20 protein-coding genes are annotated in these 24,018 nt (G+C 70.6%); 8 read left to right on the top strand and 12 right to left on the bottom strand.

What is annotated here, in order from left to right; translation table 11 throughout:
* Positions 1–47 precede the first annotated feature (47 nt).
* Complete coding sequence (locus tag J8403_RS38985; protein WP_211127303.1) at positions 48–1,031, bottom strand: acyl-CoA dehydrogenase family protein; 984 nt, start codon at positions 1,029–1,031, stop codon at positions 48–50.
* Between the two features lie 77 nt (positions 1,032–1,108).
* Here J8403_RS38985 and J8403_RS38990 point away from each other — a divergent pair, with 77 nt between their 5' ends.
* The 3 genes from J8403_RS38990 (at position 1,109) to J8403_RS39000 (ending at position 3,422) form a co-directional block, all read left to right on the top strand.
* Positions 1,109–1,588, top strand: coding sequence for a LysR substrate-binding domain-containing protein (locus J8403_RS38990; protein WP_281427972.1), 480 nt, complete (start codon positions 1,109–1,111; stop codon positions 1,586–1,588).
* A 78-nt stretch (positions 1,589–1,666) separates the two neighbouring features.
* A complete protein-coding gene (locus J8403_RS38995) occupies positions 1,667–2,491 on the top strand; it encodes an alpha/beta fold hydrolase (RefSeq protein WP_211127304.1) in 825 nt (274 codons plus the stop codon).
* 58 nt (positions 2,492–2,549) lie between these two features.
* The gene (locus J8403_RS39000; protein ID WP_211127305.1) at positions 2,550–3,422 is read left to right on the top strand and encodes an HTD2 family dehydratase; all 873 of its coding nucleotides are present in this window, start codon (positions 2,550–2,552) and stop codon (positions 3,420–3,422) included.
* Between the two features lie 42 nt (positions 3,423–3,464).
* Here the strand turns inward: J8403_RS39000 and J8403_RS39005 are convergent, their stop codons facing one another.
* Together J8403_RS39005 and J8403_RS39010 are read right to left on the bottom strand one after the other, a co-directional pair.
* Entirely contained in the window at positions 3,465–4,823 is a 1,359-nt protein-coding gene (locus J8403_RS39005; protein WP_211127306.1) for an MFS transporter, read from the bottom strand.
* Positions 4,824–5,059: 236 nt separating this feature from the next.
* Positions 5,060–5,851: a thioesterase family protein gene (locus J8403_RS39010; RefSeq protein WP_211127307.1), complete on the bottom strand. Its 792-nt coding sequence runs from the start codon at positions 5,849–5,851 to the stop codon at positions 5,060–5,062.
* Positions 5,852–6,076: 225 nt separating this feature from the next.
* On the opposite strand from J8403_RS39010, the gene J8403_RS39015 reads away from it, so the two are divergent.
* Positions 6,077–6,733: a YceI family protein gene (locus J8403_RS39015; RefSeq protein ID WP_211127308.1), complete on the top strand. Its 657-nt coding sequence runs from the start codon at positions 6,077–6,079 to the stop codon at positions 6,731–6,733.
* Between the two features lie 86 nt (positions 6,734–6,819).
* Here the strand turns inward: J8403_RS39015 and J8403_RS39020 are convergent, their stop codons facing one another.
* Complete coding sequence (locus tag J8403_RS39020) at positions 6,820–7,194, bottom strand: winged helix-turn-helix transcriptional regulator (protein WP_211127309.1); 375 nt, start codon at positions 7,192–7,194, stop codon at positions 6,820–6,822.
* A gap of 147 nt (positions 7,195–7,341) precedes the next feature.
* Here J8403_RS39020 and J8403_RS39025 point away from each other — a divergent pair, with 147 nt between their 5' ends.
* From J8403_RS39025 to J8403_RS39040, 4 genes are all read left to right on the top strand, one after another.
* Positions 7,342–8,295 (top strand): NADP-dependent oxidoreductase, encoded by a 954-nt coding sequence (locus J8403_RS39025; RefSeq protein WP_211128653.1) that lies wholly within the window; start codon positions 7,342–7,344, stop codon positions 8,293–8,295.
* Between the two features lie 79 nt (positions 8,296–8,374).
* Positions 8,375–8,695 carry an NIPSNAP family protein gene (locus tag J8403_RS39030; RefSeq protein WP_211127310.1) on the top strand — a complete coding sequence of 107 codons (321 nt, stop codon included), beginning with the start codon at positions 8,375–8,377 and terminating at the stop codon, positions 8,693–8,695.
* A gap of 356 nt (positions 8,696–9,051) precedes the next feature.
* On the top strand, positions 9,052–10,326 hold the full coding sequence (locus J8403_RS39035; protein WP_211127311.1) for a glucarate dehydratase family protein: 1,275 nt from the start codon (positions 9,052–9,054) through the stop codon (positions 10,324–10,326).
* Positions 10,327–10,507: 181 nt separating this feature from the next.
* The gene (locus J8403_RS39040; protein ID WP_343245346.1) at positions 10,508–12,427 is read left to right on the top strand and encodes a glycoside hydrolase family 9 protein; all 1,920 of its coding nucleotides are present in this window, start codon (positions 10,508–10,510) and stop codon (positions 12,425–12,427) included.
* Between the two features lie 89 nt (positions 12,428–12,516).
* On the opposite strand, the gene argG is transcribed toward J8403_RS39040, so the two are convergent.
* The 8 genes from argG to J8403_RS39080 all read right to left on the bottom strand — a co-directional run bounded on the left by argG (position 12,517) and on the right by J8403_RS39080 (position 23,927).
* Positions 12,517–13,965 carry an argininosuccinate synthase gene (argG, locus tag J8403_RS39045; protein ID WP_211127312.1) on the bottom strand — a complete coding sequence of 483 codons (1,449 nt, stop codon included), beginning with the start codon at positions 13,963–13,965 and terminating at the stop codon, positions 12,517–12,519.
* A gap of 172 nt (positions 13,966–14,137) precedes the next feature.
* Positions 14,138–16,324, bottom strand: a complete 2,187-nt coding sequence (locus J8403_RS39050) for a discoidin domain-containing protein (protein ID WP_211127313.1) — start codon at positions 16,322–16,324, stop codon at positions 14,138–14,140.
* Between the two features lie 57 nt (positions 16,325–16,381).
* Positions 16,382–17,980: a glycoside hydrolase family 13 protein gene (locus J8403_RS39055; protein WP_211127314.1), complete on the bottom strand. Its 1,599-nt coding sequence runs from the start codon at positions 17,978–17,980 to the stop codon at positions 16,382–16,384.
* Between the two features lie 30 nt (positions 17,981–18,010).
* Positions 18,011–18,886: a carbohydrate ABC transporter permease gene (locus J8403_RS39060; RefSeq protein WP_211127315.1), complete on the bottom strand. Its 876-nt coding sequence runs from the start codon at positions 18,884–18,886 to the stop codon at positions 18,011–18,013.
* Positions 18,883–19,839, bottom strand: a complete 957-nt coding sequence (locus J8403_RS39065) for a carbohydrate ABC transporter permease (RefSeq protein WP_093469238.1) — start codon at positions 19,837–19,839, stop codon at positions 18,883–18,885. Before J8403_RS39065 ends, J8403_RS39060 begins: the two co-directional genes overlap by 4 nt.
* Before the next feature lie 4 nt (positions 19,840–19,843).
* Positions 19,844–21,187 (bottom strand): ABC transporter substrate-binding protein, encoded by a 1,344-nt coding sequence (locus J8403_RS39070; RefSeq protein WP_211127316.1) that lies wholly within the window; start codon positions 21,185–21,187, stop codon positions 19,844–19,846.
* Positions 21,188–21,461: 274 nt separating this feature from the next.
* Entirely contained in the window at positions 21,462–22,460 is a 999-nt protein-coding gene (locus J8403_RS39075; protein ID WP_211127317.1) for a LacI family DNA-binding transcriptional regulator, read from the bottom strand.
* A gap of 216 nt (positions 22,461–22,676) precedes the next feature.
* On the bottom strand, positions 22,677–23,927 hold the full coding sequence (locus J8403_RS39080; protein WP_211127318.1) for an MFS transporter: 1,251 nt from the start codon (positions 23,925–23,927) through the stop codon (positions 22,677–22,679).
* Positions 23,928–24,018 lie beyond the last annotated feature (91 nt).

The raw sequence follows: 24,018 nt of genomic DNA on the forward strand, positions 1-24,018 counted from the left end.
CCCCACACCGGCCCGCCCCACTCCAGCCCGTCTGACTCCCCTCGCCCTCACTCCAGCCCGCCGCGCTTCACGAGCTGAGCCGCGATCACATTGCGCTGGATCTCGTTGGTGCCCTCACCGACGATCATCAGGGGCGCGTCGCGGAAGTAGCGCTCCACGTCGAACTCGGTGGAGTAGCCGTAACCACCATGGATGCGCACGGCGTTGAGCGCGATCTCCATGGCGGTCTCGGAGGCGAACAGCTTCGCCATGCCCGCCTCCATGTCCACGCGCCGCCCCGCGTCGGCCTCCCGCGCCGCGTACAGGGTGAGCTGACGGGCCGCGGTCAGCGAGGTGGCCATGTCGGCGAGGTAGTTGCCGATCGACTGGTGCCGCCAGATCGGCTTGCCGAACGACTCGCGTTCCTGGGCGTAGGCCAGCGCGTCCTCCAGCGCCGCCCGGCCGACGCCGAGCGCACGGGAGGCGACCTGCAGCCGGCCGGTCTCCAGCCCCTTCATCATCTGGGCGAACCCCTTGCCCTCCACACCGCCCAGAACGGCGTCGGCCGGGGCCCGGTAGCCGTCGAACGACAATTCGCAGCTCTCGACACCCTTGTAGCCCAGCTTGGGCAGATCGCGGGAGACCGTCAGACCGGGCCCGTGCTCGACCAGCAGGATGGAGATGCCCCGGTGTGCGGGGGCGGCGTCGGGGTCGGTCTTGCAGAGCAGGGCGATCAGCCGGGAACGGCGGGAGTTGGTGATCCAGGTCTTGGAGCCGTCCACCACATAGCCGTCCGCGTCCCTACGGGCGACCGTGCGCATCGCCTGGAGGTCGGAGCCGCCGCCCGGTTCGGTGAGCGCCATGGTGGCCCGGATCTCGCCGGTGGCCATCTTCGGCAGATAGCGGCGCTTCTGCTCCTCGGTGCCGAAGCGCAGCAGGAGGGTGGAGACCACGGTGTGGCCGCCCATCGCACCGGCCAGGCTCATCCAGCCACGGGCCAGTTCCTCGGTGATGAACCGCTCGTCCTCGGACACGATGTCGAGGGTGCTCATGCTCTGACGCTCCTGTGAGACGGGAAGACGGGGGGAGGCGGGGTGAGGCGGGATTGGCCTCCGAGCTCAGTGTCATCATGGATACTCATGGAGGTCCCAGGGGAGAAGCTGGGCGTCGCCCTCTTCGAGCGGACGATCAGCCCGTTCCCCTCGCGCGGGCCGCCGAGCATCCGCTGGTCATGCCCGCGGCCGGGCACGCCCTGCGCAGCCTGATCGACGGGGCCGCCGGACGGGCCGCGGTCGAGATGGACATCGCCGTGCAGACAAACTCCATGCGCGTGCAGAAGCAACTCGTCCGGGCCGGGCACGGCTGGACCATCCTGCCGGGGCTGGGCATCGCCGAGGACGTGGCCGATGGGACACTCGGCGCGGCACCGCTGTGCGAACCCGACGTATGGCGCTCGATCGCCCTCGGGATGTCGCGAGCCGGGCGGACACCCCCGGCGGTGGAGGCCGTCGCCCGGGAACTGCTCCACCAGATCACCTCGGCCGTGGACCAGGAGCGGTGGCCCTCCGCCCAGCTGCACACGAGGGCCGCACCGACCGACGACAACTGAAGCCCGAAGCCCCGAAAAGCGACACCTGAGGCCCGAACCCGAAAACGGCACCCGAGGCCCGAAAGGCGAGAGACACCCATGGCAAGCACCGACGTCCATCAGCAGGTCAGCGGCCACGCCCGCGCGCTGGACGGCACCCTCCTCGCCTATCAGCACCACGGCACCGGACGGCCCCCGCTGGTGCTCCTGGCGGGCCAGGCCAACAACCACCACTGGTGGGACGGCATACGGGCGGACTTCCACGCCACCCACACCACCCTCACCATGGACTGGCGTGGCACGGGGGAGAGCGAAAAGCCCGACCAGCCCTATTCGACGCCGGGCTTCGCCGACGATGTGATCGCCGTCCTCGACCATCTGGGCATCGAGCGCGCCGATCTGTACGGGACCTCCATGGGCGGACGGGTCGCCCAGTGGGTCGCCGCCCGCCATCCGCACCGGATCCGCCGGCTCGTCCTCGGCTGCACCTCGCCCGGCGGGCCCCACGCGACGGAGCGCGACATGGGGGTGCGGCGCTCCCTGGCCCAGGCCGACGGGCGGGCGGCGAACGAAGCGCTGATCGACCTGATGTACACCCCGGCCTGGCGGTCCGCACACCCCGGGCCCTATACGACCCTCGGCGCCCCCGGTATGCCCCCGCACGCCCGGCGAGGCCACCTGGTGGCCAGCAATCGACACGACGCCTGGGACGTCCTCCCGCTGATCACCGCGCCCACCCTGATCCTGCACGGCGCGGACGACCGGCTCACCCCGGCGGTCAACGCACCCCTGCTCGCCTCGCGCATCCCCCAGGCGCGTACGCACATCTTCGAGGGCGCGCGGCACGGCTACTTCCAGGAGTGCCGCCCGGCGGCCGCCACGATCGTGTCGTCGTTCCTGGCGGAGGAACCCTTCCCGGTCTGACCACCCGTTCACGCATGATCTGACCACCGACTCACGCACGAGGAGAGACAGAAGCACCATGCAACCCACCCCGCCCCCGCTCAGCTCGTACGTCGCCTCATGGGCCCCGGGACCGGTCGCGGCCGAGGACGCGCTGCCCGTAGGCCCCGTCGCGGCCCTGTCGGCGGTCCTCGACCTGCCCGAGGCCGTGGCGAAGGACGGCGAGCCCCTGCCACCGCTGTGGCACTGGCTCTACTTCCTGCACTGGCCCGCCCAGCGGGAGCTCGGAGCCGACGGACACCCCCGCAACGGACACTTCCTGCCGCCCATCCCGCACCGGCAGCGAATGATCGCCGGAGGACGATGCGAGATCACCGAGCCGCCGCGCCTCGGCGAGCCGGCCGAACGCATCAGCAGCCTGGGCACGGTGACGGCCAAGCACGGGAGCACGGGGGAGCTGCTGTTCGTCACCGAGCGCCGGGAACTGCGCCAGCGCGGCCGGACCTGCCTCGTCGAGGAACAGGACATCGTCTACCGGGCGGGGCGCGGCTCGGTACGCCACCACCCGGCAGCCCTCGACGCGTCCGCCGCGCCCGACCCCGAGGGGACGTGGCAGCTCCCGCTGCAGCCGGATCCGACCCTGCTGTTCCGGTTCAGCGCGCTCACCGCCAACGCCCACCGCATCCACTACGACACGCCGTACGCGCAAGGGGAGGAGGGCTACCCGGGCCCCGTCGTCCACGGTCCGCTGCTGGCCCTGCTCATGCTCGAACTCGTCCGCCGCCACGCCCCGGCGCGGCGGGTGGCCTCGCTGTCCTACCGGCTGCGGAAGCCGCTGTTCGCCGGGGAACGCCTCGTGGCGTCCGGCACCCCCTCCGGCGGCGGCGCCGATCTGCGCATCGCCACCCACCGGGAGGCCCGGCACGCCACGGCGCGGGTGACGTTCGCCTGAGCGCGTGCCGGGACCGTACGGCCCGGAGGGCCGGGGCGTCGCTCAGGCGGTGTCCGCCGTCTGGAGCGACCCGTTGTGCGTATCGGCGGTGGGCTGTTCATGGCGTACCGCCGTGGAGACGCCGCGCGGTGTGATCCGGGCGCGCAGGGACACCACGGTCAGCAGGGCCGGCGCCGTGCCGACGAGCGGCACCGTGAAGGCGGCGCTCGCGCCGAATCCGTCCGCCAGCTGTCCGGCCGCCGTCACCGCCGCGGCCTGCCCCAGCGCGACCGAGCCGGTCAGCCAGGTGAACGCCTCCGTCCGGGACGTGGCCGGGACCAGGGCCTCCACCAGGGTGTATCCGGTGATCAGCGCCGGTGCGATGCACAGGCCCGCCAGCAGCCCCAGCCCGCCCAGCGGCAGCGGCGCGGGTACCGCCCACAGCGTTGCGCAGACCAGCGTCAGCGCGGCGTAGGAGGTCAGCAGCCGCCGCCGGGGGGAGGTGCGCCAGGCGATGGCGCCACAGGCCACGCCCGCGAGCATGTTGCCCGCCGCGAAGACGCCGTACAGCACGCCGTTCAGGCCCGGTTGGCCGTGTTCCTGGGCGAAGGCGGTGAGGGCCACCTGCATTCCGCCGAAGACCGAGCCGACGCCCAGGAAGGCCACGGCCAGGACCCGTACGCCCGGTACGGACAGGGCCGAGGCGGGCCGCTTCCGGGTGTCCGCCCGCGCCGCGCCCAGCGGCGGGGCGGTACGGCGCTGGGCCGCGAAGAGCAGTCCGCCCACCAGCGTCAGCGCCGCCTCCGCGATCAGGCCGGACGCCGGGTGCACACCGGTGCTCAAACCGGTCGCGAGCACGGGGCCGATGACGAACGTCAGCTCGTCCGTCACGGACTCGAACGCGGCCGCCGTCGCCAGCAGCGGATGGCGTCCCGAACGCGGCCCGGATCCGCCCGGGGCGCCGTCCCCGACAGCGCCGTCCCCGAGCGCGGCCGCCCAGCGGGCCCGCACCATGGGCCCCACCTGCGGGACGGAAGCGCCCGTCGGCACCGCGGCGGCGATCAGCGCCCACAGGGGCGCATGGGCCAGGGCGAGCGCCGTCAGCAGGGCGGCGGCCGCCGCGTGGAGCAGCACACCCGGCACCAGGACCGCGCTCTGCCCATGGCGGTCGGCCAGCTTGCCGCTCTGGGGCGCGAACAGCGCCATGGACACGCCGGTGACGGCCGCGACCGCGCCGGCGAGTCCGTACGACCCGGTGGTGTGGCGCAGCAGCAGCACGATGCTGATCGTCAGCATCGCGAACGGCTGCCGGGCGGCGAAGCCGGGCAGCAGGAAGGTCCATGCGCCCGGTGTGCGCAGCAGGTGCCGGTAGCCGGCGCGCTGTGCGGGAGGAGGGGTGGTGCTGGAGACCGCGGATGCCACGGCCGACGCCTTTCCGCCGCCTGGTAGCGCACCCGGGCCGGCATGGCGGAGTGCGCCGAGAGCTGTCCTCTCGCGCTGGACCGGGGTAGATACCGGGTCCGCGCCGATGAGGGGCAGAAGACCGCGGCCGCCGGGCGGTCGCGCCAGCTCTGCGTCAGGCAGAGTGGTTCGTTGCTTGCCGCGTCATCGTACAGGGAGGCCGCCACCTCACCGGTGGCGGCGGGTCTCGTACGAGGTCAGGCGCCGGGCAGCGGGCGGACGGTGAGGATCTGCTGGGCGTGTCCGATCGGGCCGCGCAGATCGTGCAGCACGGTGCTGGTGATGCCCTGGCCGGTGGGACCGAAGGTGACCGTGGTGTCCAGCCCGGCCCAGCCGCCCTCGGGCTGGCGGTGGAGGTGGAGCGTCAGGTCGACGTTGGGGAACATCCAGGTGGTGGGCGGCTGGCGTACGGCGATTCCGTTGGCGGTGTCGACGAGCGCGACGTACGAGGCCAGGGGGGTGCTGGTCTGCCCGGCCACGAGGGCGAGCGGGGTGGAGACCCAGACGGTCGCGCGGCCCGGCTGGGGCGGTGCCAGCGGACGGGACTCCAGGGAGGCGATGTATCCGCCGGGCCACAGGGAGGCCATGGCCCAGGGGGCGAGCTTCTCGGGAGGGGTGAGCCGGTCCCCGGCGCCACCGGCGACGGCCGCGGTGTCCACGGCGGCGAGGAGCCACGCACGGGCCCGGACCACCGGGCGGTCGGCGATGAGCACGACGGCCTCGATGAGTTCGATGGTGCGGCCGGGCCGTACGGTCTCCACCCGGATCTCGCACTCGTCGAGGGCCAGGCGCCCGAGGATGTCGAAGCTGATGCGGCTGAGGAGCAGCCCGGTGTGCGGAAGGGCGGCGAGGTGGCGGTCGATGGCGTGGACGATCAGCCCACCGAGCGGGCTGAAGTGCTGTTCGTCGGTGCTCCAGGCGCCACTGACGTGTGCGGTGGGCTTGTAGCGGTACTCATCGATCGGCTCGTAGTAGCTGTCGGTCGTCAACGGGGACTTCTCCTCGGGGGGAACATCGTGGTGATCAGCGGGCGTTGACAAGGATGACCTATACAGCCGTGTGGACGCCGCCCCGCGTCGGGCACGGGCGTCCTCGTGCGGGCCACAACTGAGCGCGCTCGGAGGGCACCCGGCCGTAATTACTCAAGATCCTTGAGTAACTGCTCTTGATCAAGGGTTGCGTCACCCCCTAAGTTGAAAGTAACAACGGGTGGCATGAACCTGTTCAGCCGCAGTACTTCCCGTCGCGCGGTCGCCAACGCCGCATCGGAGGTCCCCCCTGCCCGGGCGACGTCCGGCGCCGTCGCTGTGCCGGACACCGGCCTCGCGGCGCTCACCGGAGAGTGGATCGTCGATCCGGCCCACAGCCGGATCGGTTTCTCCGTCCGCCATGCCATGGTGAGCACGGTACGTGGCGCCTTCACGGAATTCGAGAGCCGCCTCTACTTCGACGGCCGCGACCCGCGCCGTTCCCGGGCCGAGGTCGTGCTGTCCACCGCCAGTGTCCAGACCGGTGTCGAGCAGCGCGACGACCACTTGATGGGCCGGGAGTTCCTGGACGCCAGAACCTACCCCCACATCCGGTTCACGAGTACCGCCGTGGAACTCGCGGGCCCGGACGTCTACCGGATGATCGGGGACCTCACGATCAGAGACATCACCCGCCCCGTCGTCCTGGAACTCACCTACATCGGGTACGTCACGGACCCCTTCGGCTACCAGCGGGCGGGGTTCGACGGCACCACCACCATCAACCGCTCCGAATGGGGCCTGACCTACAACGCCCGACTGGCCGAGGGCGGCGCGCTGGTGAGTGAGAAGGTCCGCCTCCAGTTCGACATCGCCGCCATCCGCACCGTCCCCGCCGCCTGAGGAGCCCCGGACCCGGAAAGGGCGCTCTCCGACCGCGAGGAGGGTGCTGAGGGGGGGGCGGGCGGCGCCGGAGGGGACCGGCGCCGTCACATGGGCTTCGCGGGCGCGGTGGTGAGGTCCAGGTTGTCCTCGACCCACAGGCGCAGGTTCCTGAGCGGGACGGACGCGCTGTGGCCCAGGGGAGAGAGTTCGTACTCCACGTGGAGCGGGACGGCGGGGTAGACCGTCCGTTCGATGAGACCGGCGTCTTCGAGGCGGCGCAGCGTCTGGGTGAGCACCTTGGGGCTGACCCCCTGAAGACGGCGCTGCAGGGCGCCGAACCGGAGCGGGCCGTCCTCCAGCGCCCCGATGGCGAGCGCCGACCACTTGTTCGCGAGCAGATCCAGCATGGCGCGGCACGGGCATTGGGCCTCGTACACATCATGATGGTCGTGCTGGCCGGTGTGACATCGCGTACTCATGGAGGACCTTCCGGATGCTGGTACTACCCAAAAGGTAGCAGTGTCCCTTGTGGGTAACCAGGCCCCCGCGGATAGCGTGCGAGCGCGCCCGGAGAGCGGGCGTGACGAGAACGATGAGTTCAGGAGGCACACGTGGCCAGGTCCATGATGCGTGCGGTGGTACAGGACGCGCTCGGCGGCCCGGAGGTGCTGCGCGTCGCGGAGGTCCCGCGGCCGGAGCCGCTGCCCACCGAGGTGCTGGTGCGGGTGCGTGCCGCCGGTATCAACCCGGTCGACTGGAAGACCCGTCAGGGTGGCGGTATGGCGGGTGTGCTCGGCGAGCCGCCGTTCACCCTGGGCTGGGATGTCTCCGGTGTGGTCGAGGAAGTCGGGTTCGGGGTGACCACGCTGGCCCCCGGCGACGAGGTGTACGGCATGCCGTGGTTCCCCCGGCAGGCCGGTGGCTACGCCGAGTACGTCACGGCTCCGGCCCGCCAGTTCGCCCGTAAGCCGGCCACCCTGAGCCATGAGGAGGCCGCCGCCGTGCCGCTGGCGGCGCTGACGGCCTGGCAGATCGTGGTGGACACCGCGCATGTGACGGCCGGGCAGCGGGTTCTGGTGCACGCCGCCGCCGGTGGCGTCGGACACTTCGCCGTCCAGTTCGCCCGGCATCTGGGGGCGCGGGTGGTGGGGACCGCCCGGGAGAGCCGGCACGCATGGCTCGGCCGGCTCGGAGCGGCGGAGCTGGTCGACTACACCGCGCAGCGCTTCGAGGACGTGGTCGAGGACGTCGATGTGGTGATCGACCTGCTGGGCGAGGACCACGACGCCACCGGCACCCGTTCCCTGAAGGTGCTCAGGAAGGGCGGACTGCTGGTGGCCGTCCCGGGTGGCGTCGCCCCCGAGGTGCGGGAGGCCGCGGACGCCCGTGGGATCCGCACCAGCGCCTTCCTCGTCGAGCCGGACGGTGCCGCCCTGACCACGATCGCCGGACTCATCGACAAGGGCGAGGTCGCGGTCGAGGTCGAGGAGGTCTTCCCGCTGGAGGAGGCCGCTCGCGCCCACCGCCAGGGGGAGGACGGCCACACCCGCGGCAAGCTGGTCCTCCGCGTCGGCGCCTGACCCACTCCGCGCCGACGGCGGACGCCCGAGGCCATCCACCCGTCACATCAGCCCCCACACCAGCCGCAAGGAGACGTGCATGTTCTACGAGATCCGCCGCTACCAGATCAGGCCCGGCCGCCGGGACGAATGGGTCGCCTTCATCGAGGAGGTGATCATTCCCTTCCAGAAGTCGAAGGGGATGAACGTCATCGCCTCGTTCATGGACGAGGAGGACCCCGACGGCTATGTGTGGATGCGGCGGTTCGCCGACGAGGCGGAACGCGAGCGGCTCTACGCGGCGGTCTACGAGAGCGAGCGGTGGCAGCAGGAGATCGCCCCCCGGGTCGAGGAACTGATGTTCCGGGAGAAGATCCAGGTCACCCGTGCCGTGCCCACGCCGGCCTCAGGGCTTCGCTGACCGAGTCCTGCCGAAGGTCGTGTCATGACGGCCACAGCGGTCCGCCGCTGCCGCTCGACGGCCCCGTCCCGCCCGGAACACACCGCTCCGGGCGGGCGCGCCGGGGTCACCCGGAGACGGTCCGGGCGGGGACGGGGGGATTCACGGCTCTCCTCGCGTCGTTCACATATGCGAACATTCGTGGAGTGTGTGCAGGCCTTGCGATCGCCCGCTCCCGCGGGTCCATGACTCCCGAAGCAACAATTCCGCAGGGAAACGCATGAGTTGTAGCCGGTGGTTTGCCCCCTCCTCGCCCGGGCATGCCCTTGGTGGGTTTCACACACCTACCACACGTTCAACCACATGAATGGACGTCGATGTTTGACGGAGCGCCTCTGCGCATCACGGATGTCACCATCACCCCCGTCGCCTTCCGCGACCCGGCCCTGCTCAACTCCGTCGGCGTCCACGAGCCCTTCGCGCTCCGCTCGATCGTGCAGCTCCACACCGACGCGGGCCTGACCGGGCTCGGCGAGACCTACGCCGACGAGCTCCACCTGGAGCGCCTCGCGGCCGTCGGACACGAGATCGTCGGGCTCGACGCCTTCGCCACCGAGGAGCTGCACCAGCGCGTCCAGCGGGTCATCGAGCGCGTGGGCGGCGCCGGCGGCTCCGGGCTCACCGGCATGATCACCACCAGCAGCACCGTCGACCGGGTCGCCTCCCCGTTCGAGGTGGCGCTCCTGGACATCCAGGGCAAGGCCGTCGGGCGCCCGGTCTGCGACCTGCTCGGCGGCGCCGTGCGGTCCGCGGTCCCGTTCAGCGCCTACCTCTTCTACAAGTGGGCCGCCCACCCCGGCCAGGAGCCCGACTCCTGGGGCGAGGCCCTCGACCCCGACGCCATCGTGGCGCAGGCCCGGCGGATGGTGGACGACTACGGCTTCACCGCGATCAAGCTGAAGGGCGGCGTCCGGCCCCCGGAGGAGGAGATCGAGGCGATACGGGCGCTGCGCCACGCCTTCCCCGGCCATCCGCTGCGCCTGGATCCCAATGCCGTCTGGACGACACAGACGTCGGTGAAGGTCGGGCGGGCGCTCGACGGTGTGCTGGAGTACCTGGAGGACCCCACCCCCGGGATCGACGGCATGGCCGCGGTCGCCCGCGAGGTTCCCATGCCGCTGGCCACCAATATGTGCGTGGTCGCCTTCGACGAGCTGGCCCCCGCGGTGGCCGCCGACGCCGTCCAGGTCGTCCTCTCCGACCACCACTACTGGGGCGGACTGCGCCGGTCCAAGCTGCTCTCCGGTATCTGCGACACCTTCGGCATGGGCCTGTCCATGCACTCGAACTCGCATCTGGGAATCAGCCTGGCCGCGATGACCCACCTGGCCGCCGCCACCCCGAACCTCACCTACGCCTGCGACACCCACTGGCCCTGGAAGTCCGAGGACGTGATCGTGGACGGCGCGCTGACGTTCACCGACGGCTCGGTGCCCGTGCCGACCGCCCCCGGCCTCGGTGTGGAGCTGGACCCCGACGCCCTGGCGCGGCTGCACGAGCAGTACGTCCACTGCGGACAGCGCAACCGCGATGACACCGGGTACATGCGGCGCTTCGACCCGTCCTTCCAGGCCGATCTCGCCCGCTGGTAGACCCCCGCCGGTAGCCCGCCGCCACCCGTGCTCACCTGCCGGAATACCTCGATTGAAGGAGGCCGTGCTCGGTCACCTGGTGTATGCGGATTTCGGCTAAGCGTACGAAGCTGCAGGCCAGGACGTTTTCTTAGCCTCTGAGGGACGGAAAAGACGCCGAAACCCTCGGAAGTGCTGAGACTTGTCTTCTGCTCCTCGCGTACGTACCGCCCCTGATCGGACCGATCGCCGCCGCCGCACGCTGGGCGCGGCGATCGCGGCCGGCCTCGCCCTCGGCGCCCTGGCCGCGCCCGCGGCCGGCGCCGTGGATCACCACGCACGGCACGGCGCCGGGACGGCCGCTCCCAAGGCCGACACCGGCTCGCCGGTGCGGGTGAACCAGGTCGGCTATCTGACCCACGGCCCCAAGAAGGGGACCGTCGTCACGTCTGCCACCAAGCCGCTGACCTGGACGCTCCGGGCCGCCGACGGCACCGAGCGGGCGAGCGGGACCACCCACCCCGCGGGCGTCGACCCGAGCTCCCGGCAGAACGTCCAGACCTTCGACTTCAGCAAGGTCACCGACGCGGGCGAGGGGTACACCGTCACCATCGGCGGGAAGAAGAGCGAGCCGTTCACCATCGGCGACCACCTCTACCGCTCGCTGCGCGGCGACGCGCTGGCGTACTTCTACCACAACCGCAGCGGCATCAAGATCGACGCGGACCTCGTGGGCTCGAAGTACGCCCGCCCCGCGGGCCACGACAAGGCCGCCCCGCACCGGGGCGACACCGACGTCCCGTGCCAGAAGGGCGAGTGCGACTACCGCCGGAATGTCTCCGGTGGCTGGTACGACGCCGGTGACCAGGGCAAGTACGTCGTCAACGGCGGAATCTCGGTGGCCCAGCTGATGTCCGCCTACGAGCGCACCCACACCACCAAGGGTGTCGACGCCGCGCCGCTCGGCGACGGCCGGCTCCGGGTGCCCGAGCGCGGCAACGGCGTTCCGGACATCCTGGACGAGGCCCGCTGGGAGATGGAATTCCTGCTGCGCATGCAGGTGCCCCAGGGCAAGCCGCTCGCCGGGATGGCGTTCCATAAGGTGCACGACAAGCAGTGGACCGGCTTCCCGACCCGGCCCGACCAGGACAAGCAGCAGCGTGAGCTGCACAAGCCGTCCACCGCGGCCACGCTCAACCTGGCGGCCTCCGCCGCGCAGAGCGCCCGCGTCTTCAAGTCCTACGACCCGGAGTTCGCCGCCCGCTGTCTGCACGCGGCCCGGACCGCGTGGGACGCGGCCAAGGCACATCCGAAGATCTTCGCCAGCGACAAGGACTCCACGGGCGGCGGCGCCTACGGCGACCGCTCCGTGGGCGACGAGTTCTACTGGGCCGCGTCCGAACTGTTCCTGAGCACCGGCGATCACACCTACGCCAAGGCGGTGCTCGGCTCGCCGCTGCACCGCGACGTCGACGCGCTCTTCCCGCGCGGCGGCGGCATGTCCTGGGCCTCGACCGCGGGCCTCGGCGCGCTCGACCTGGCCACCGTGCCGGGCAAGCTCACCGCGAAGCAGCGCGCCGAGGTGCGCACGATGGTGACGAAGGCCGCCGACCGCTACGCCGCGGACTCCGCGAAGTCGGCCTACGGCGTTCCGTACGCGCCGAAGGACGGCAAGTACGAGTGGGGCTCCAACAGCCAGGTGCTGAACAACATGATCGTGCTCGCCACCGCACACGACCTGACGGGCAAGCCCCGCTACCTCGACGCGGTGCTCCGCGGCATGGACTACGTGCTGGGCGGAAATCCGCTCAACCAGTCCTATGTCACCGGCTACGGCGAGCGGAACTCGCACAACCAGCACCACCGCTTCTGGGCCCACCAGCGGGACCACAGGCTGCCCCATCCGGCACCCGGTTCGCTGGCCGGTGGCCCGAACTCCGGGCTGCAGGACGTGGTCGCCAAGAAGAAGCTGAAGGGCTGCGCCCCGGCGATGTGCTACACCGACAGCCTGATGGCGTACTCCACCAACGAGATCACCATCAACTGGAACGCCCCGCTGGCCTGGATCGCCTCGTACGTCGATGGCCTCGGCGGCGGTGCGGCGGACAAGCCCGCGGGCTGACCCGGCCCGCGCCCACCGGGGAAAGCACACGGCCAGGACGCCCCGTCGAGGGGTGCCCTGGCCGTTGTCGCGCGGTGTGGAGCGAAGACCTAGTCGGCGCCGAACTCCATCGCGGCGCGGTCGAGCAGCGTGTCCTGCCCGGACACATGTCCGTCCGAGGCGATCGCCTCGGAGGCGCCCTGCGGCATCGCGCCGATCAGCCCGGTCGAGGCCGCCTGCGCGGCGCCGATCAGCGCCGGATGCGCGTTGCCGACCATGCCGAGACCGGCGTACTGCTCCAGCTTGGCGCGCGAGTCGGCGATGTCGAGATTGCGCATGGTGAGCTGGCCGATCCGGTCCACCGGCCCGAAGGCGGAGTCCTCGGTCCGCTCCATGGAGAGCTTGTCCGGGTGGTAGCTGAACGCCGGTCCGGAGGTGTCCAGGATGGAGTAGTCCTCACCGCGCCGCAGCCGCAGGGTCACCTCGCCGGTGATCGCCGCGCCGACCCAGCGCTGCAGCGACTCGCGCACCATCAGCGCCTGCGGGTCCAGCCAGCGGCCCTCGTACATCAGCCGGCCGAGCCGCCGTCCCTCGCTGTGGTAGGTGGCCAGGGTGTCCTCGTTGTGGATCGCGTTGACCAGCCGCTCGTACGCCGCGTGCAGCAGCGCCATGCCCGGTGCCTCGTAGATGCCCCGGCTCTTGGCCTCGATGACGCGGTTCTCGATCTGGTCGGACATGCCCATGCCGTGCCGGCCGCCGATGGCGTTGGCCTCCAGCACCAGATCGACGGCGGAGGCGAACTCCTTGCCGTTGATTGTCACCGGCCGGCCCTGCTCGAAGCCGATCGTGACGTCCTCGGCCGCTATCTCGACCGTCGGGTCCCAGAACCGCACGCCCATGATCGGCTCGACGAGCTCGATGCCCGTGTCGAGGTGCTCGAGCGACTTGGCCTCGTGGGTCGCGCCCCAGATGTTGGCGTCGGTGGAGTAGGCCTTCTCGGTGCTGTCCCGGTAGGGCAGGTCGTGGGCGACCAGCCACTCCGACATCTCCTTGCGGCCGCCGAGCTCGCTGACGAAGTCGGCGTCCAGCCAGGGCTTGTAGATCCGCAGGGAGGGGTTGGCCAGCAGGCCGTAGCGGTAGAACCGCTCGATGTCATTGCCCTTGAAGGTGGAGCCGTCGCCCCAGATCTGCACATCGTCCTCGAGCATGGCGCGCACCAGCAGGGTGCCGGTGACCGCCCGCCCGAGCGGGGTGGTGTTGAAGTAGGCCCGGCCGCCGGAGCGGATGTGGAACGCCCCGCAGGCAAGGGCCGCGAGCCCCTCCTCGACCAGGGCCGCCCGGCAGTCGACCAGCCGGGCGACCTCCGCGCCGTACGTCGTGGCGCGCCCGGGGACCGAGGCGATGTCGGGCTCGTCGTACTGGCCGATGTCGGCGGTATAGGTGCAGGGCACCGCGCCCTTGTCGCGCATCCACGCGACCGCTACCGAGGTGTCGAGGCCGCCGGAGAAGGCGATCCCGACGCGTTCGCCGACAGGGAGGGAGGTGAGAACTTTGGACACAGCAGGAGTATGCAGTCTTATGCATGATCATGCAAGCGCCCCTGGTGATGCTCATGATCCAAACGCCTCGTCCCGCGCTTCGCCGGGCCGGGAACCGGGGCGCCCGGGTGGCTCCGGGGCGGTTCCGGGCGGTTCTGGGGCGGCTCCGGGCGGCGAAGCGCGGGGGCGGGGGTCACGAGGTCAGATACGCCTCCACCTCACTGAGCTGGGCCGCCGGCCAGCCCGTATTGCCGGTGACATTGAGCCTCAGATAGCGCACCTGCGTGGTGCCGGGCAGGGCGACGGTGACCTTGTTGCCGGTCGCCGGGTCGAAGCGGTAGCCCTGCGAGCCCACCACCGTCGTATACGCGGAGCCGTCGGCGCTGCCCAGCACGGACAGGGTCTGGGTACGGGCACCCCACGCCGAGGAGGGCGGCAGCTTCAGCACCAGCCGGCGGACGGCCTGGCTGGAGCCCAGGTCCACGGTCAGGGCCTGCGGAAAGGCGTTGTTGGTCGACTCCCAGTAGGTGCCGGCGTCGCCGTCGACCGCCTTGCCGGGGGTGTAGACGTCCTGGGAGCCGGTCGCGGTGGCCGGGCGGCCCTTGGCGAGATTGCGGCCCGGGTCGGGGTCCGGGTTGCCCTGGCCGGGCTGGGGCCAGGTGGAGCAGTCCGACCAGGTGCTGCTCCAGCCGGAGTTGCCGCCGCCGTCGCCGACCTCGAAGGTGCCCGAACCGGCCGGGAACGGGCAGTTGTAGACGCCCGCCGCGCCGACGCTGGAGGCGGTGACCTTGCTGAACTTCGCCGCTCCCTGCGCCTCGGCCTGGACGACGACCGTTCCGGGGTTGGCCACGGTCGCGCCGGTCACATTGACGTTCTTGACCGCGTAGCCCCGGCCGCCGCCGGAGACGAACTCGAAGGCGCTGTACGGACTGTCCGTGATGCTCGTGTTGGTGATGTTGACGGTGGCGTCGATCGCGCTGTCGTAGGAGTCGACGCGCAGGGCGCCCATCGGGTGGTTCCAGTTGGGGTTCATGGCGCCCGCGCGCACGAGCGTGTTGCCGTCGACCGTGATCGTGCCGGCCAGCGGATGGAACGGGTCCAGGAACTTCTGGTTGGAGATGGCGATGCCACTGCCCAGCGCGTTGGTGTCGGAGATCAGGTTGTTCTTGACCGCGATGTCCCTGCCGCCGTAGATGGCGATGCCATTGGCGAGGTTCGGCTGCGAGATGGTGTTGTTCTCGAAGCTGCTGCTCACGTCCGGGGAGTTCAGCGACCACATGGCGAGCGAGTCGTCGCCCTGGTTGCGCAGGAAGTTGTTGCGGACCCGTACCTCCTTGGCGCTGCCGTTGAGGTTGAGGCCGTCGGCGGTGGTGTCGAGGATGCGGTTGTTCTCGACCACGAGGTTGTCGTTGTTGCCGGTCAGCCAGAGACCGACCTTCAGATGCTGGAGCCACATGCCCGACACGCTGGAGCCCGGGCCGAGCGAGCCGTTGACGAAGTTGTCCGGGTTGGAGTCGACGCGCTCGGTGACCTCGCCGATGACCGCGAAGTCCTTGATGTGGACGTTGCCGGAGGAGCTGGTCTGGTCGATGAACCGCGAGGTGTGCACGACGGAGTGCCAGCTGCCGGCGCCCTGCAGGGTGACGTTCTGGACACCGCTCAGGGAGGAGGTCAGCTTGTAGTCGCCCGGCGGGATCCAGACCACGCCGCCCTGGGCGGCGGCGATGGCGTCCCGGAACGCCTGGGTGGAGTCGCCCTGCCCGCTGGGGTCGGCGCCCTTGGAGGTGACCGAGACCGATCCGGCGGGCTGGCTCGCCGCCGCCGCGACCTGCTCGAAATCGGCCACATCCACGGTGACCTGGGCGTTCGCCGCCTCGAAGGCGATCTTGTCACCGGCCTGGACGTTCTGCCCGAGCAGCAGCCGGGCGTTGTCGTAGAAGTGGTGGGTCTTCGAGCCCATGATCCAGCCGGTGTCCACATACGAGTACTTGGACGTGACCGTGAGGGTCTTGCCCAGCTTGGTGCCGTTGACATAGACGTTGAGCGCGCCCGACTGGCCGTCCGGCACGCTGTAGGACACGTTCACCGCGTTGGCGGCGCGCGGTGCGGTGAACTCGACGCGCTGACCGCCGTTGAGACGGACGGCCTGGCGCCCGGACGCCTCGGAGGCGAGCGTGCCCTGGGTGAAGTCGGGGCCGATCTTCGAACCCGTGGTGGTGGCCGACTCGGCCTCGACCGAGGTGAAGGGCAAGGAGGCGCCCGCCGCCGCGTGGGCGGCCGTGGGGGTCAGGGTGACGAGCATGCCGGCCGCCAGGGCGACGGTCGCGCCGATCGCCGACAGGCGCCTGGCGGATGCCGATGCGATGCTGCTGCTGTGCATGTGCTGATCCCTTCGTGGTGGGGGTGGTGGGATAGCGCGGTGCGGTGGGGGTGTGGCTCAGGCGAGCAGCCAGGCCGCGGTGTCCCGCGGAAGGCGGCCCTGGTCGTCCAGCGGGCCGCTGCTGAGTAGTAGCCGGGAGGTGTGGTCCAGCTCGGCGGGGGTGTCCGCGAGGTTGACCACGCAGACCAGGCCGTGGTCACGGGCGAAGGCCAGGACACCGTCGGCCGAGGGGAGCCAGGTCAGCGGCCCGTCGCCGAAACCGGGGGTGGCGCGGCGGATCCGGATCGCCTCGCGGTAGAGGGCGAGCATCGACCCCGGGTCCGCCTCCTGCGCATCGGCCGCGTACGCCGCCCAGTGCGCGGGCTGCGGCAGCCACGGCTCCTCGCGCGAGCCGAAACCGGCGTACGGCGCGCTGGCCCCCCACGGCAGCGGCACCCGGCAGCCGTCGCGGCCCGGGTCGGTGCCGCCGGAGCGGAAGTGCATCGGGTCCTGGATGCGGTCGCGAGGGATGTCGGCCTCGGGCAGGCCCAGCTCCTCCCCCTGGTAGACGTAGACGGCGCCGGGCAGGGCCAGCGACAGCAGCGCGGCGGCGCGTGCCCGCCGGGTGCCGAGGGCGAGGTCGGTGGGGGTGCCGAAGACCTTGGTGGCGAAGTCGAAACCGGTGTCCTGGCGCCCGTAGCGGGTGACCGTGCGGGTCACATCGTGGTTGCACAGCACCCAGGTGGCGGGCGCGCCCACCGGAGCGTGTTCGGCGAGCGTCTCGTCGATCGACGCCCTCAGTCGCCGGGCCTCCCAGGGGCACGCCAGAAACGAGAAGTTGAAGGCGGTGTGCAGCTCGTCGGGGCGCAGATAGCGGGCGAAGCGCTCGCTGTCCGGCAGCCACACCTCGCCGACGAACACACCACCGTGCTCGTCGGCCACCGCTCGCCAGGAGCGGTAGATGTCATGGAGCTCGTCGCGGTCCACGTACGGATGCGGATCGCGGCCCTCGACGAAGTCGGGCAGACGGGGATCCTTGGCCAGCAGGGCGGCCGAGTCGATGCGGACGCCCGCCACACCCCGCTCGAACCAGAAGCGCAGGATGTCCTCGTGTTCCTGGCGTACGGCAGGGTGCGCCCAGTTGAGGTCCGGCTGCTCGGGGGCGAACAGATGCAGATACCAGTGGCCATCGGGCAGCCGGGTCCACGCCGGGCCGCCGAACTCCGACTTCCAGTCGTTGGGCGGCAGTTCACCGTGGTCGCCACGGCCCGCGCGGAAGTGGAAGAGCTCGCGCTCGGGGCCGCCGGCGAGGGCGGCACGCCACCAGGGGTGCTGGTCGGAGACGTGGTTCGGCACGATGTCGACGATCGTGCGGATGCCCAGCTCCCGGGCCTCGGCGATGAGCTTCTCCGCCTCGGCCAGGGTGCCGAAGGCCGGATCGATGGCGCGGTAGTCGGCGACGTCATAGCCGCCGTCCTTCATGGGCGACTGGTACCAGGGGCTGAACCACAGGGCGTCGACGCCGAGTTCGGCGAGATACGGCAGCCTGGCGCGGACGCCCGCGAGGTCGCCGGTGCCATCGCCGTCCCCGTCGGCGAAGCTGCGCACGTACACCTGGTAGATGACCGCGGAGCGCCACCAGTCGAGGGGCGTCCGGGCAGGGGTGGGCTGGGCCACGGTGGATGCCTTTCTGTCGAGGGGGCGAAGTCAGCCCTTCGTGCTGCCCGCGCTGATCCCGGCGATGATGTGCCGCTGGAAGACGAGGAACAGCGCGACCATCGGGATGCTGGCGATGACCATCGCGGCGATGAGCACGGTCAGCTGGATGTTCTGCGACAGCTGGACGAGTGCGACGCTGATCGGCTGCTTGCCGGTGTCGGAGAAGACCATCAGCGGCCACAGGAAGTCCTGCCACACCGCGACCAGCGCGAAGATCGACACGACGCCGAGCACCGGACGCGACATGGGCAGCACGATCGACCACAGGGTGCGCAGCCGCCCGGCGCCGTCGATCTCGGCGGCCTCCAGGACATCGCGTGGGATCTGGTCGAAGAACCGCTTGAGGAGATAGAGGTTGAAGGCGTTGGCCACGGCCGGCAGCCAGATCGCGAGCGGGTCGTTGAGCAGGCTGGTGTGGATCAGCGGCAGATCGGCGACGGTCAGGTACTTCGGCACGACCAGCGCCTGGGCCGGGACCATCAGCGTGGCCAGGATGCCACCGAGGATCACCTTGCCGAAGGCGGGCTTCAGCTTGGACAGGGCATAGGCGGCGGCCGTACAGAACACCAGCTGGAACAGCCAGGCACCGGCCGCCTGGACCACCGTGTTCCACAGATGCTGCGGAAGCTGCATCAGGTCCCAGGCGTCGGTGTAGCCGCTGGAGTGCCAGTGCTTCGGAACGAGGGTGGGCGGGGTCTGCGCCACCTCGTCCGGCGACTTCATCGCCCCGGTCACCATCCAGTAGACGGGGAAGAGGAAGGCGACCGCGAACAGCACCACCACGGCCGTGAAGACCGTCCAGTAGACGGCCCGGCCGCGGGGGCGGGCCAGGGCGGCGGGGGAGACGAGGGTCCGGGTACTCATGCGTCGTCCTCCCCGGAGCGGGTCAGCCGCAGATAGAGGGCGGAGAAGGCGCCGAGCAGCACGAGCAGCATCACGCTCAGCGCACACGCGCCACCGAAGTCGTTGTAGAGGAAGGCGTACTTGTAGATGAGGTAGAGGACGGTGACCGTGGCGTTCTCCGGGCCGCCGCCGGTGATCACGAAGGGCTCGGTGAAGACCTGCATCGTCGCGATGATCTGCAGCAGCATCAGCATGAGGATGACGAACCGGGTCTGGGGGATCGTGACATGGCGGACGCGTTGCAGCAGGCTCGCACCGTCCAGCTCGGCCGCCTCGTACAGCTCGCCGGGGATGGACTGCAGGGCCGCCAGATAGATCAGGACGGTGCCGCCCATATTGGCCCAGGTGGCGACGATGACGAGGGAGACCAGGGCGGTGTCCGCGCCGTTGGACCAGTTCGAGGTGGGCAGGTGCGCGAAGCGCAGCGCCTCGTTGGCCAGCCCGGCGCCGGGGTCGTAGAACCACTTCCACAGCAGGGCGCTGACCACCGGCGGGATCATCACCGGCAGATAGACCACGACCCGGAAGAACGCCTTGGCGTGCCGGAGTTCATTGAGGACCAGGGCGAGCAGGAACGGGATCGCGAAGCCGATGACCAGCGCCAGCAGCGTGAAGGTGAGGGTGTTCCGCCACGCCGCGGTGAACTCCGGATCGTGCAGGACCCGGGTGAAGTTGGCGGTGCCGACCCATTCGGGGGACGAGCCGGGCGTGTACTTCTGGAAGGCGATCACGACCGCGCGGATCGCCGGGTACCAGGAGAACAGCGCGAAGCAGACGAGACCGCCGAGGAGGAAGCCGTAGGCACGGGCCTGGTCGGCGAGGCGGCGCCGCCCCCGACCCCCCGCCGGGGGCGGCGCCTGCACCGGGTGGACGGCGATCGCCTCGGCGGGCGGCCGCGCAGCCGTCTTGGTCATCGGGTCAGCCCCGGGCCAGGGTGCTGTCGATCTTCCCGGAGGCGTCCTCGAGGAGCTGGTCGATGTCGGCGTCCTTCTTGGTCAGGACGGCGGAGACGGCTCCGTCCAGCACGGAGTAGATCTGCTGGGCGTGCGGCGGCTCGATCTTCATCCGCAGCTTCTGATTGCCGTCCAGGAAGGTCTGGTAGTTGCCCACGGGGACATTGGCGTTGGCCTTCTTGACCTGCTGGTCCTTGGTGTCGGCGGCGCCGGTGAACAGCCGCGGCTCGGGCAGGCCCACCGGGGCGTCGTTCTTCTTGGCGCGGACGTAGTCGCCGAGGAAACCCTTGCCCGGGGTCAGGAACATGTGGTCGAGCCACTTGAGGCCGGCCCGGATCTGGGCGGGTGTGTCCTTCTTCTGGAACATATAGCCATCGCCGCCGATGAGCGTGCCCTTGCCACCGGGCATGGGGGCGATGGCGAGGTCCTTGTAGTTGCCGCCCTTCTCCTTCACCAGGATCGGGATGTTGTCGGGCGCGGCGAGGTACATGCCCAGCTTGCCCGAGCCCATCATCTGCTGGGCGTCGTTGATGACGAGGAGCTGCTTGCTGCCCATCGAGTCGTCCACCCAGCGCATGTCGTGCAGATTCCGCAGGACGGCGCGCGCCTCGGGGGTGTCGATGGTGGCCTTCTTGCCGTCGGCGCTGACGACGTCGCCGCCCTGTGCGTAGAGCTCCGCCGTGAAGTGCCAGCCGCCCTGGTTCTGTGCGCTGTAGTCCGCGTAGCCGACCGTGCCCTTGCCCAGCGCGGCGATCTTCTTGGCGTCGGCGCGGACCTCCTCCCAGGTCATCGGCGGCTTGTCGGGGTCGAGCCCGGCCTTCTCGAAGAGCTTGCGGTTGTAGATCAGGCCCATCGAGTAGCCGGTGCGCGGGATGCCGTAGACCTTGCCGTCGACCGTGTAGATGTCGCGCAGCTGCTTCTGGAGGGTGGGGTAGCTCTTCAACTCCTTGACGTACGGCGTGAGATCGGCCGCCTGGTTGATGTCGACGACATGCCGGGCGTCGGTGAAGTACGTGTAGAAGACGTTCTCCATCTGGCCGCCGGCCAGCTTGGCGTCGAAGGTCTTCGGGTCCTGGCAGGGGAACGCGTCATGCGCGACGACGTCGATGTCCGGGTTCTGCTTCTCGAAGGAGGCGATGTCCTCCTCGAAGAACTGGCGGTCGACCTTGGCGCTCTTGGGCGGCATGCAGTTGACGGTGATACGCGTCTTTCCGTCTGCCGAGCCGTCGTTGGACCCTCCGCAGGCGGTGAGGGCGAGGGAGCAGGCGCTGAGCGCGATGAGCGTACGGCGGAACCCGGTGCTTCTCATGGGTGGACCCCTCTGTACAGGAGCAGGGAAGCCCCACGGCCGCGAGCGGGGCGCACACAACCGTGAGTGCGCCGCACACTCAAGCACCGTCGACAACGGGCCGCAAGATGTCGCGTAGATTCTGTAATTATTCAACTGAACTGTGGATCAGCCGGATTGAGCCTGCCGACCGCCTTGCGGCCGCCTGCCAACCCCCTGCTCAACCCCCTGTCGGCCGCCTCTGGACGGGCCCCGAGACCAGCCGCTGGGCCTCCTCGGTCGCGCCGCCGGCGCCTCACTCCCGTGGCGGCTGCGCGGTGGAGCCGCGTACCACCAGCTCCGGCTCGAACAACAGCTCCTCGGACGGTACGGCCGCACCGCCGATCTGCGCGTTCAGCAGCTCAACGGCCGCTCTGCCCATGGCCTCGATGGGCTGGCGGACGGTGGTCAGCGGCGGCTCGGTGCAGTTCATGAACGCCGAGTCGTCGTAGCCGACCACGGACACCTGCGACGGCACGCCGAACCCCTTGCGGCGCGCCGCCCGGATCGCCCCCAGGGCCAGCGGGTCACTGGCACAGATGATGCCCGTGACCCCCCGGTCGATCAGCCGCGAGGCCGCGGCGTGGCCGCCCTCGATCGAGAAGATCGCCCGGGCCACGAACTCGTCCGGGAGCCGGCCGGCGACCGCGCGCGCCGCGGCCAGCTTGCGCGCCGACGGCATATGGTCACTCGGTCCGAGCACGAGCCCGATCCGCTCGTGGCCGAGGGAGGCCAGATGCCGCCACGCCTGCTCCACGGCCACGGCGTCGTCACAGGAGACGCCCGGGAAACCGAGATGCTCTATCGCCGCGTTGACCAGCACCACCGGAATGTTGCGCTCGGCGAGCAGCCGGTAGTGGTCATGCGGCGCGTCGGCCTGTGCGAACAGCCCGCCCGCGAACACCACCCCGGACACCTGCTGTTGCAGCAGAAGATCCACGTAATCGGCCTCGGAGACCCCGCCCTTGGTCTGGGTGCACAGCACCGGAGTCAGCCCCAGCTGCGCCAGCGCCCCGCCGATGACCTCGGCGAACGCCGGGAAGATGGGGTTCTGCAGCTCCGGCAGGACCAGCCCGACCAGCCGGGCCCGGTCGCCCCGCAGCTGGGTGGGCCGCTCGTAGCCGAGGACGTCCAGCGCGGACAGCACCGCCTGCCGGGTGGCTTCGGAGACCCCGGGCTTGCCATTGAGCACCCGGCTGACCGTGGCCTCGCTGACACCGACCTTCTTCGCCACTTCAGCAAGTCGTCGCGTCATGCACGCAAGCGTAGCGCAAGAATTGCAAGTCGCTTGCGTAATGGGGGAGTAGATCGTGCGAACCCCGGTGGTGGCCCCGGCTCATGTCGCCCGGATGACGGCTACCGCCGAGCATCCCCGCTCCTGATCCCCTTGTTGGCGTGCGGCGTCTTGTTGGCGTGCGGCGTCGTGACGGCGTCGTCCATCGTGTTCCGGGCCGGTGATGCGGACCGCGGATCAGGTGTGGCTCGGCGCCGGCTCCTGCTCGGGGCGGGGTGCGTCGTGCCCGTGCCGGGGGAGGAGGAGCGGGGTCGCCAGACTGAGGACTCCGGCTGTGGCGATCGCGATCCGGGGGCCGGTGACAGCGGCCAGCAGGCCCCACAGGGCGGTCAGGGTCGCGATGGTGGCCTTGCTGGAGACCGACCACGCGGAGAGGGTGCGGGCGACCCGGTCCGCCGGGGTCCGGTCGAGCCGATAGGTGGCGTACAACGGGGTGAACACGCCCATGCAGCAGATCAGCCCCAGCTCGACCGCCATGACCAGCACCAGCCCCGCCGTACCGGGGCGCACGAAGGCCAACCCCGGCAGCCAGCACGCCCGCAGCGCCCCCGCGGTCAGCATGACCCGGTGCCGCCCGAACCGCGCTGCCAGCCGGGGAGCCAGCCGGGAGCCGATCAGGCCGCCGACGCACGGCAGTGTGAAGGCCATGGCGTACTGCCAGGGCGCGAACCCCAGGCTGCCCAGCATGAGGACGGCGAGCAGCGGCGCGGTCGCCATGATCAGCCCGCCCACCAGGACCTGGTTGAAGAACAGCGGGCGCAGTGTCGGGTGGGTCAGAATGCACCGCCAGCCCTCCAGCAGCTCACCGGCGCGGAGCCGTGGAGGCGGGCCGGTGCGCTCGGGGCGTGGCTCGGTGCCGCCGATCGCACGGATCCCCGCCGCGGAGAGCAGAAAGCTGACCGCGTTGGCCGCCACGGCCATCACCGGGCCGAAGAGCCCGATCGCGGCCCCGCCGATCTGCGGGCCGAGCATGGTGGCGGTCCAGGACGTGGACTCGAACCGCGCGTTCGCCACCAGCAGGTCATCCCGTGGCACCAGCGCCTTCAGACACGCGCCGCTGGCCGCGGTGAAGGCGATGTCGGCCGCGGAGACGACCACCGACACGACCACGAGCTGGACGAAGGTGAGCCGGCCGAGCAGAAACAGGACGGGTACGGTCATCAGGGCCGCGAACCGGACCACGTCCATCGTGATCATCACCGGCCGCTTGCGGCGGAACTCCATCCACGGCCCGAGCGGCACCGCCACCGCCGCACCCACCGCCAGCCCCGCGGCCGCCAGCAGCGACACCTGGGCCGCCCCGGCATGGAGCACCGTGATCGCGATCATGGGGAACGCGTCGAACGCGAGCCAGGTGCCGAACGCGCTGACCGCATAGGCCGCCCAGAGCCATCCGAACTGCCGCCCCAGCTTCCGCCTCGCCCCCATGTGCAGCGCACCCCGCCATCTCGCCCGAAGAACCTCACGTGGAACGGGCGATATCCAAGCGAGCCGGGGCGGTCGGTTCAAACAACGCCCT

It is taken from the genome of Streptomyces yatensis, assembly GCF_018069625.1.
GTDB classification, from domain to species: domain Bacteria; phylum Actinomycetota; class Actinomycetes; order Streptomycetales; family Streptomycetaceae; genus Streptomyces; species Streptomyces yatensis.